1 protein-coding gene is annotated in these 1,312 nt (G+C 46.4%); it reads left to right on the forward strand.

Annotated elements, in window-relative coordinates; genetic code table 11:
• Positions 1-1,205: sigma-54 dependent transcriptional regulator (locus A3738_RS25195; RefSeq protein WP_156504489.1), on the forward strand; the 1,205-nt coding region annotated here is incomplete at its 5' end.
• Between the last annotated feature and the right edge of the window lie 107 nt (positions 1,206-1,312).

Raw genomic sequence — 1,312 nt, forward strand, 5'->3', positions numbered from 1 at the left:
GTTTTATACAGAGCGAACACAGTCATATTCCGATAGCTATGATTACCGCTTATGGCAGTGTTGAAACCGCCATTGAAGCCCTAAAAGCAGGTGCATTTGATTTTATCTCTAAGCCTGTCGATTTAACGCAACTACGCACACTTGTATCTAGTGCGCTTAAACTCGCTGAAACAAAAGTTGATCTTGCTCAGTCAATTCCTAGTGATCAAACGGTGCTCCTCGGTGAGAGTGCCGAACTCAAAAAGCTCAACAAACAGGTTATTAAACTCGCTCGCAGCCAAGCGCCAATATACATCTCTGGTGAATCCGGAAGTGGTAAAGAATTGGTTGCACGTGCCATTCATGCCAATGGTGTCAGACGTGATGGGCCATTCATTCCAGTTAACTGTGGCGCGATACCAAGCGAGTTGATGGAAAGTGAGTTTTTCGGACACTTAAAAGGTAGCTTTAGTGGGGCTCATCAAGATAAAGATGGCCTGTTTAAAGCGGCGGATGGCGGCACTTTGTTTTTGGATGAAGTGGCTGATCTACCCTTAGATATGCAGGTGAAATTGCTTCGTGCTATTCAAGAGAAAGCGGTGCGTGCCGTAGGCGGTGAGTCTGAAGAAGCCGTCGATGTGCGCGTTTTGAGTGCAACGCATAAAGATCTTCAAGCATTGGTCGACGACGGCAGTTTTCGACAAGACTTGTTCTACCGCATTAACGTCATTAACTTGCAGGTACCTAGCTTGCGCGAACGCCAAGATGACGTAGCGCTATTGGCAACGCGTTTCTTGTCGAATATCGCTCAAGAATGTGGGGTCGATAACGCGTCCATCGATGCCAATGCAATGCAAGCGCTTAAAAGCTATAGCTTTCCTGGAAACGTGCGTGAGTTAGAGAACATCATTGAACGTGCGTTTACGCTGTGTGAAGACGATATTATTCGTGAACAAGATCTGCAGCTAGATAACAGCCCGCGCTTATCTCCAACCCAGACCTTTTCTGAGCCGAGCGCTCAGCCCGACAACCAAGGTAGCTCTACAGACTTTGTATCGGCTCGACCGGAGGATATGCCTTTAGAAGATTATCTTGAGCAAATAGAGCGCGTAGAGATAGAAAAAGCGCTGCAAGATACCAAATGGAATCGCACTGCGGCAGCGAAAAAGCTGGGTATGAGTTTTCGGTCTATGCGGTATCGTTTGAAGAAGTTGAGATTAGATTAATCCCTTTATTTTTGGCCATATGCCTAAGCGCTTTTGTTTCAGGTGTTGTTTCGATTTAGCTTCTTCTTTTCTTGTCGGCAGCGGCCGACAACGCCTTAAGACCTTTA

It is taken from the genome of Oleiphilus sp. HI0066 (assembly GCF_001635725.1).